This window comes from Methylobacterium sp. J-092, from assembly GCF_022829325.1.
Taxonomy (GTDB): Bacteria; Pseudomonadota; Alphaproteobacteria; order Rhizobiales; family Beijerinckiaceae; genus Methylobacterium.
The window spans coordinates 1-6,960 of sequence record NZ_JAKSXU010000054.1 but is presented as its reverse complement, the minus strand read 5'-3'; the positions used below and the strand labels follow the sequence as shown (position 1 = coordinate 6,960).

Sequence of the window (6,960 nt, the reverse complement as noted above, 5' to 3'; positions counted from 1 at the left end):
CTCTCGCTCGGTGATGGCGGCGTGTACGCCGACCCACTCGCGGATCGTTCCGTCCGGATTGCGCACCGGCTGTCCCTTGACCGCGAACAGGCGGTACTCGCCATCCCGGTTCCGAACGCGGTGCTTGAGCTCGTAGCCCCTGTTCGCCGCTACGGCCTCGCGCCATGCCGCCTTGGTGGGCTCGACGTCGTCTGGGTGTACGGCCTCCGCCCAGCCCGTCCCCTTGCACCCGGCCTCGGACTGACCGGTGTAGGCCTGCCAGTACGGTTGGGAGCCCGTCATGGCGCCCCGCGCGTCGGCGGTCCAGATGATGTCGCCGACCGCCTCGGCGGCGGCCCGGAAACGTTCCTCACTGGCATGGAGGTGCCGTTGCACCCGCTGCTGGTCGAACGAGGAGGCGACAATGGCCATGAACAGGATCAGAAAGGTCGCGCCCGCAACGTACAGGGCGAGGTGCTGCTGGCCCAGGCCGACGCCGCCGACGTGCGCGGCATGCGCCCCGGCAACCTCCGCCGTGACGGTCGCCGCGGCCATGCCAGTGTAGTGCATCCCGACGACGGCGAGACCCATCGCGCCCGCGGCGACTAGCTTCTGCCAGACGTCGTTCTGCCGGAAGGTCAGCCACAGCGCGGCGGTCGCCGCGACGACCGCGATGGCGACGGAGGCGGCGACGACGGGCACGCTGTATGCCAGGTTGCCCGGCACCCGCATCGCGGCCATCCCGGCATAGTGCATCCCGGCGACCCCGACGCCCATCAGCGGGCCGCCGACGAGGACATCGCGAGGGCCGGCCCGCTTGCGGCTAACCCAGGCGAAGGCCCCGCCAGTGGCGACGATGGCGATCAGCAGTGAGGCGACCGTCATGCCGAGGTCGTAGGCGGCGGGCATGCCCATCTCGAAGGCGAGCATGCCGACGAAGTGCATCGCCCAGATCCCGCCTCCCATCGCCACGGAGGCCGCGGCGACCCAGGCCCAGCGCAGGCCGGTCGAGGCCCCGCGTACGCGGGCACCGAGGTCGAGCGCCGTGTACGAGGCGAAAAAGGCGATGGCGATGGATAGCGCCACGAGGGCGGCGTCGTAGCCGGTATGGACCATGAGAGTTCCGATGAATGTCCCTAGCGCATCTCACAGAAAGACAGCGGGCTTGGGGCAATCGCTCAATCGTGAACGCGATGGGCGGCCGGACCTTCGCGACGTTCGGCGTTCATGCACCGTCGCCCGATGGGGCGGGCGCCGCGGCGGGTGCATCGTCGGGACCGCCGTCACCCGCCGCGGGACTGACCGCCCCTACCGGCATGACCTTGACCCCGGCCCTCTCCAACTACTCGGTGGGGTCGTTGCATTTCCGAACGGTAGTCGATGGCCATGGCGGTCTCGTGAGCTTGGGGGGCTAAGGGTCAGATCAAGAAGGCGGCCTCGCCCGGGGTCGGTTCGGCACCGGCGGCGGTGGCCTCGGAACCGCTGACGGGTGGGGCCGAGCCGGCATGCCCGGCCTGGACCAGCGCCCCGATCATCGTCATCAGCGCATGATGCTCCGGCGATCCGCAGCCGGATGCTAGGAAGGCGGCAAGCTCGACGCAGGACGGCGAGTCGCCAGATGGCTCATTCGGCTCGTGGAAGACGAACACGTCTGCCGGGTCGTCGCCGTGGCAGAGGAACCAGCGATCGTCGTTGCTTCCGGAATGGATTAGCGTCCGCATGGTGGTCATCGACGGGTCCCTCCGGATGTGGCGCTAGAACTCGGTCGGCTCGATGCTGGCGAACCCCGGCGACATACGGGCTCATCAGCCGGAGTTCTTCGTGACGGTTGTCGGCGGGTTCGGGGCGATGGCGGGGGTGGTGAACTGGTCCGGATCACGCAAGGCCCGGTACGTGGCGGCTTTACGAGGGCGGATGCCCTTGAGCAGCATCACCGCACCGAGACACATCATGAGCACCGGCACCGGGTTGCGTCGAACGGCTACCAGGGCGCCGTCGTAGAAGCCGGCACCGGTCGCGTCACGACGGACGGCCCCGAGCATGTCCTCGACGACGCCGGTCGGGGTCAGGCGCTGCGTGAGATTGTCCAATGTCCGGTCCAGCCGGCCGCGGCTCGCCTCGATCTCGCGCTCCAGTGCGTCGGCCTCGCTCGTCATGCGTCCACGTGCTCCTTGATGACGGTAGCGTCTTGTCGAAGCTGGCGGCCCGTCCGGGTCGGCATAAGCCCGTTGAGCGAAAACCGTCTCTCGGCTGCCAGCGCCAGGACGATGCCGATGACGAGGAAGACGACGCCGGCGATCAGGGTGGCGAGCGCCTCCGAGCCAACGACGGTGGCGAGCCACGTCACTAGGGCGTCGACCAAGATCAGGAAGCCGACGAGAGCGAACGCGGGAGCGCCGGTCATCGCCGCCAAACCGACGATCAGGCTTCGCAGGTTGTTGGTCATCTCCTGGCGGAACAGGGCGATCTCGCCCCGGACGACGTCGCCGGCAGCCCGGAGCGCCTCTGCCAGGAGGCCCTGCAGCCCGCCGGGCGGTTGGGGTGGGGGGACGGCGCTCACGGATACCCGCCCCACGCCTGCTTGGGCTTGGCCACCCGGGACTTGCGGGCATCGCTTTTGCCGGACCGCAGGACATGGAAGGCGCCGTATCCCAGCGCCCCCACCACCAGGGTCGTCGCCAGCGGATTGGCGCGCGCGACCATCTCGGCATCGCGATAGAGCTCACGCCAGCCGCGGCGAGCGACCCGGTCCGAGAACGCATCGAGGTTATCGGCGACCGTGTAGACGAACGGTCTCACCTGAGCCTGGGCGTCGAGCTCGCCGCCGCCCGAACGCAGCGCGCGGGCGAGCTCTGACAGAAAGCCGGCCGCCTCGGTCTTGCGCCGGTCGGCATAGCCGCTGGCCTGGTCGCGCACGGCATCGGCCAAGCCGGCCGGCGACTTGGCCGCCTGCATCGGGCTGTTGGCGCCGAGGGGCGGACCCGCAGGTCGGATGGGATCGGTCATGATGCTTCTCCTAACCTGCGGGACGTTTCAACTGGGCGCCGGGCCTAGCGGCGGCCGTGCACGACCATCGCGAGGAGGTAGCCGAGCGCGCCGGCCATCGCCGCCATCATCAGGGGGGACTCCTTGGCGTAGCTCGTCACCGTGTCGGCGCCCTGGCGATAGGCGCGCTCGGCGTCGGGGAGGGCGTCACGGCCCTGCTTCAGGGCGCCCTGCGCGAGGTCGGAGGCCTGGTCGGCCACGTCGCGCACGGCGTCCTTAGCCTGCCCGTACAGGTTCTCGACGTTGCCCTTGGCCTCGTTGGCGGCGCCCTTGGCCTTTGTCTCGTGGTCGCCGGTGACGTCGCCGACGGCACCCTGGACCTTGCCGCCGAATTCCTTCGCGGCGCCGGTGATGCGGTTCTCGTCCATGGTTCTTATCCTAGGTCGGGGCCGGACGCGCGGGATGCGCGTCCGGAGATCGGTCGGATGGGGCCGGTTACTTCCCGGCGCTCTTGCCGTGGGCCTTGGTCGAGCTCTCGTGTGCCTTCTCGGAGTGGCCGTGGGCCTCCTTCGAGTGCTTGGCGGCGGCGGTCTCGTCGCCCTTCTCGTGGTGCTCGGCGGCGGTCTTGTGCGACTTGGCAGCGGCCTCGTGGTGCTTGGCAGCCTCAGCGTGCGCGGTCTTGGCCATGGTGGGTTCCTCGGGTGGCACCGTCACGGTGCTCGTTGCGGTCATGTCGACCGGCGCGTCCGGACGGGAGGGATCCCGCCCGGCATGCGGGATGTCCTTAGGTGCAACACCTCAATGGGCGGGCAGCCTGCCATCGGGGGTGTAGCGATCCACCGCCGAGGGAAGCTCCCGAGAGAGCCTGGAAAGGAGTTCGTCGCTCGAAAGGCCGGTCTGCTTCGTCAGGGTCGCGAGCAGGTCGGGGCCGAGGGCGGAATGCATATGCTCGGCCGGGATCTCGGTGTTCCGGCCCTGTCGGATCCATGAATCCGCAGCCTCGCCGTGACCGTTGCCACGGAAATGCTCGATAAGCTGGCCGAGGCCCCCGCCGACCAGTCCACCGGCGCCGGCGCCGCCGAGGTTACCCAGTATGCCGCCGAGGCCCGATTGGCCGGACGTAGCGCCGGAGGGGTTGGCGTCGGAGGCGCCCTTCAGCATCTCGGCGATCTTGTCCTTATTCTGGTAGCCCGCCACGGCGAGCAGCCCGAGCAGGGCGGTCATCGAAGGAAAGCCGTTGCTCATCATCGTCTCCTCGTGGTGGGTTGGGCGCTCACCGCGACTGCGCGCGCCGTTCGTTGGTGGTTTCCAGGACGCGGTATCCGGCGATGGCACCGCGGCAGCCTTCGGAGACCCTCGCCATCTTGGCTCGGAAGCAGGCCTCGACGTGGTCTCCGTTCGGATCGATGCCGGCGCAAAGCCTGAGGTAATCACCGGTGCAGGCCGACCGTAGCGCCTCCTCGGAGACGCCGAGATCGCGGGCGTGAGCGGTCACGGTCGGCAGGGCCGCGAGGGCTGCCAGGCCAAGGATGCGGAACGGGATCATGGCGATTGCGTCCGATGACGAGTGCATGCGTCGACGCGGGACGGGGACGGCCGGCGGCCGCCCCCGTGATGAGGCTCAGACCGGCTTGTGCGGGACGGTCCCGGTGGTGCCGGCATTGCCTGTACGCTCGACGTTGCCGCGCTCGTCGGTGACCTCGACCTCGGTGTGGCGTACCTTGTCGGTGATGGTTTCGACGCGCTGAGCCGCATCCTTGCGGATACCGACCTCGCCGACGACACGGGCTTCTTTCGAAACCACCGCCTCCTCCCGCATCTCGGTGGCTTCGATCACCTTGTCCTCGAACAACGCCATGTCGCCCGGGGTCACTGCCCGATCGACCACGCGCCGGTCGACGTGCACGGTCTCGTCCCGCAGGGTGACGTTCTCGCTCACGGCCTTCTCGGCTGCGTAGGACCGGACCCGGACACGGCCGCTGTCGACCATGCGCTTGCCGACGTTCAGCCGCTCCTCGACCACCGGGATGTACTCCGTACCCCGAGCGGTCCCGTCCGCCGCAACGGCTTCGGTCGTTCCCGTCGCATGAGGGCCGGTGGTGCCGGTCGCGGCTGTCGGGGTGGTAGCGATGGCCGGCGCGCCGGTCGCCTGCCCGGTCCAGCCCTCCTTGCGCCAGGAAGCCTCACGCTCATCCATGTCGATCGAGCCGTGCTCCTCCAGGATGTCGTAGGTCCGCTCCGCGTATCCTTCCTCGACGGTCGCGGTCAGCATGGTCCCGCCCCGGTGCAGGCCCTCGGCGTGGAGGTGGCGATCCTCCTCAGGCATGAAGAACTCCTTCAGCGAGCCCCACATGCCTTCTTCATGGGTCGTAGCGGCGGCGGTACCGGTCTCGCTGCCGGACAGGATCCGTACCCCGACCTCGGGAATGCCGAGGGCGACGAGCTTCGCCTTGGCGGCGGTAGCCTCGGGGTAGGTGTCGTACATGGCGGTGATGGTCTGGGTCATGGTTCGATCTCCGATTCTTCTGCTGAAGCCAGGGCCGTGACGTGCCCCTCTGGGGACACGCGTTCGATCACGGCGTGCTGTCTGCGCAGCGTCACCGGCATCTCGACGTCCTCGCCCGCCGTGGTTTGGCGGACATGCACCTCCTCCCGTAGGACGAGGCGCTTCTCGACGACGAGGATCTCTTCGAGGACCGGGATGATGGTCACCCCGTTCTCTTCGCGGACCACCGGGGGCGTCTCGCCCTCAGCCAGGGTCCGGTTGATCGGCACCCGAGTAACCCCAACCATGTCGCTGCGCAGGGTCTGGCGCAGGACCTGGTCGATGGTCTCGGTTCGGGTCGAGACCCGCACCCGCCCGGTCTCCACCGCCCGCTTGTCGATGCGGGCAGTCTCCTCGATCAGCGGGAGCGTCACGCTCTCACCGATGGCGACCTCCGCCGCCTGCTTGTCCTGCGTCCCGGGGAGACGCTGCTCGATGGCGGCGGGGTCGCTCACCGTCAGACCCGACGCTGGGTCGTGACGGCGGGGGCGGTGCGGGTGAGCACCGGGTCGACGGCGGCACCACGCCCGGCAAAGAAGGCCGACAGCGCACCGAGAACCAACGCTAGGGCGCCGTAGAGCGCCCCCTGTGAGCCGGCTCGCGCCGCAGCGTCGGCCGCCTGCTTGGCCTGCTCCTTGGTCTTCGCGACCGTGTCGTTGAACTGCTGGGTGTATTGCTGGACCTGGGTCCGGGCCTGCTCGACCGGGATGCCCTGCGCCTTGGCCAGTGCCTGGGCGGCCTTCTCCTGCGCGTCCTTCTGCTGGGCGGCGTCACCGGTCACGGCGGCGCGCATGGCGCTGACGGCGGCATTCTTCAGGGCCTCCGGATCGTTGCCGGTCGTGCCACGGATCTGGCCCTCGATGTTCGAGAACGGGTTGTCCATGCCGGGCAAAGAGGGGCCTGCAGCCTGTGCGGCGGTCTTCACCGAGCCGCCGATCAGGTTACCGGCGCCGCCGAGCGTGCTCGACACCGCGCTCGACGCGCCGCTGACGATGCCGCCGACGGCCGAGGACAGCAGGTAGACGACGAAGAGCGTCGAGACCGCCCAGGCGAGCAGCCCGTGGTAGGCGGTGGTGGTGTTGGCGGGCTTGCCCGAGAGGCGCCCGGCGAGCCAGCCGCCGGCGGTGGCGGCGAGGATGCCGGAGATCACGAACCAGATCCCGGCGCCGGACGACAGGCTGCCTGCGGTCGGGGTGCCGTTGCCCGCCGGGTCGACGGTCGAGAGGCCGATGCCGAGACCGACCATGTTGAGGATGACCTGGGCGACGAGCGCGATCACCGCGCCGGCGATGACCGCGCCCCAGGAGACCGAGTGCAGCGCCATCGTGCGCATGTCCTCGGCCGGGGTGGCGAGGCTGGTGGTCGGTAGGTCGCGGTCGTAGGCCGGACGGGTGGTATCGGGGGACAACGCCATCGTGGAAACTCTTTCGTCGGGAGTGGTCGGGTCGGTC

General features: G+C 69.4%; 12 protein-coding genes. All 12 read right to left on the bottom strand.

Annotated elements, in window-relative coordinates; genetic code table 11:
* The coding region (locus MKK60_RS04440; RefSeq protein WP_243984061.1) for an MHYT domain-containing protein at positions 1 to 1,095 on the bottom strand (1,095 nt) is incomplete at its 3' end.
* Positions 1,096 to 1,397: 302 nt separating this feature from the next.
* Positions 1,398 to 1,709, bottom strand: a complete 312-nt coding sequence (locus MKK60_RS04435; protein ID WP_243984060.1) for a hypothetical protein — start codon at positions 1,707 to 1,709, stop codon at positions 1,398 to 1,400.
* Between the two features lie 75 nt (positions 1,710 to 1,784).
* Positions 1,785 to 2,135 carry a DUF3618 domain-containing protein gene (locus MKK60_RS04430; protein WP_243984059.1) on the bottom strand — a complete coding sequence of 117 codons (351 nt, stop codon included), beginning with the start codon at positions 2,133 to 2,135 and terminating at the stop codon, positions 1,785 to 1,787.
* Positions 2,132 to 2,539: a phage holin family protein gene (locus tag MKK60_RS04425; protein ID WP_243984058.1), complete on the bottom strand. Its 408-nt coding sequence runs from the start codon at positions 2,537 to 2,539 to the stop codon at positions 2,132 to 2,134. Before MKK60_RS04425 ends, MKK60_RS04430 begins: the two co-directional genes overlap by 4 nt.
* Positions 2,536 to 2,985, bottom strand: coding sequence for a hypothetical protein (locus tag MKK60_RS04420; RefSeq protein WP_243984057.1), 450 nt, complete (start codon positions 2,983 to 2,985; stop codon positions 2,536 to 2,538). The genes MKK60_RS04425 and MKK60_RS04420 overlap by 4 nt, the downstream gene beginning before the upstream one ends.
* A 44-nt stretch (positions 2,986 to 3,029) precedes the next feature.
* Positions 3,030 to 3,392, bottom strand: a complete 363-nt coding sequence (locus MKK60_RS04415) for a CsbD family protein (protein WP_243984056.1) — start codon at positions 3,390 to 3,392, stop codon at positions 3,030 to 3,032.
* A 67-nt stretch (positions 3,393 to 3,459) separates the two neighbouring features.
* On the bottom strand, positions 3,460 to 3,696 hold the full coding sequence (locus tag MKK60_RS04410; protein ID WP_243984055.1) for a hypothetical protein: 237 nt from the start codon (positions 3,694 to 3,696) through the stop codon (positions 3,460 to 3,462).
* Positions 3,697 to 3,762: 66 nt separating this feature from the next.
* Positions 3,763 to 4,209, bottom strand: a complete 447-nt coding sequence (locus tag MKK60_RS04405) for a YidB family protein (protein ID WP_243984063.1) — start codon at positions 4,207 to 4,209, stop codon at positions 3,763 to 3,765.
* 28 nt (positions 4,210 to 4,237) lie between these two features.
* Complete coding sequence (locus tag MKK60_RS04400) at positions 4,238 to 4,510, bottom strand: hypothetical protein (RefSeq protein WP_243984054.1); 273 nt, start codon at positions 4,508 to 4,510, stop codon at positions 4,238 to 4,240.
* Between the two features lie 75 nt (positions 4,511 to 4,585).
* Entirely contained in the window at positions 4,586 to 5,470 is an 885-nt protein-coding gene (locus tag MKK60_RS04395) for a YsnF/AvaK domain-containing protein (protein ID WP_243984053.1), read from the bottom strand.
* Complete coding sequence (locus tag MKK60_RS04390; RefSeq protein WP_243984052.1) at positions 5,467 to 5,964, bottom strand: YsnF/AvaK domain-containing protein; 498 nt, start codon at positions 5,962 to 5,964, stop codon at positions 5,467 to 5,469. Before MKK60_RS04390 ends, MKK60_RS04395 begins: the two co-directional genes overlap by 4 nt.
* Before the next feature lie 2 nt (positions 5,965 to 5,966).
* Entirely contained in the window at positions 5,967 to 6,923 is a 957-nt protein-coding gene (locus MKK60_RS04385) for a PhnA-like protein (protein ID WP_243984062.1), read from the bottom strand.
* Positions 6,924 to 6,960 lie beyond the last annotated feature (37 nt).

Bases quoted from the DNA above. Each gene is read 5' to 3' on its own strand.
- MKK60_RS04435 (WP_243984060.1), bottom strand. From the start codon at position 1,709: ATGACCACCATGCGGACGCTAATCCATTCCGGAAGCAACGACGATCGC.
- MKK60_RS04420 (WP_243984057.1), bottom strand. From the start codon at position 2,985: ATGACCGATCCCATCCGACCTGCGGGTCCGCCCCTCGGCGCCAACAGC.
- MKK60_RS04430 (WP_243984059.1), bottom strand. From the start codon at position 2,135: ATGACGAGCGAGGCCGACGCACTGGAGCGCGAGATCGAGGCGAGCCGC.
- MKK60_RS04385 (WP_243984062.1), bottom strand. From the start codon at position 6,923: ATGGCGTTGTCCCCCGATACCACCCGTCCGGCCTACGACCGCGACCTA.
- MKK60_RS04415 (WP_243984056.1), bottom strand. From the start codon at position 3,392: ATGGACGAGAACCGCATCACCGGCGCCGCGAAGGAATTCGGCGGCAAG.
- MKK60_RS04395 (WP_243984053.1), bottom strand. From the start codon at position 5,470: ATGACCCAGACCATCACCGCCATGTACGACACCTACCCCGAGGCTACC.
- MKK60_RS04405 (WP_243984063.1), bottom strand. From the start codon at position 4,209: ATGAGCAACGGCTTTCCTTCGATGACCGCCCTGCTCGGGCTGCTCGCC.
- MKK60_RS04400 (WP_243984054.1), bottom strand. From the start codon at position 4,510: ATGATCCCGTTCCGCATCCTTGGCCTGGCAGCCCTCGCGGCCCTGCCG.
- MKK60_RS04410 (WP_243984055.1), bottom strand. From the start codon at position 3,696: ATGACCGCAACGAGCACCGTGACGGTGCCACCCGAGGAACCCACCATG.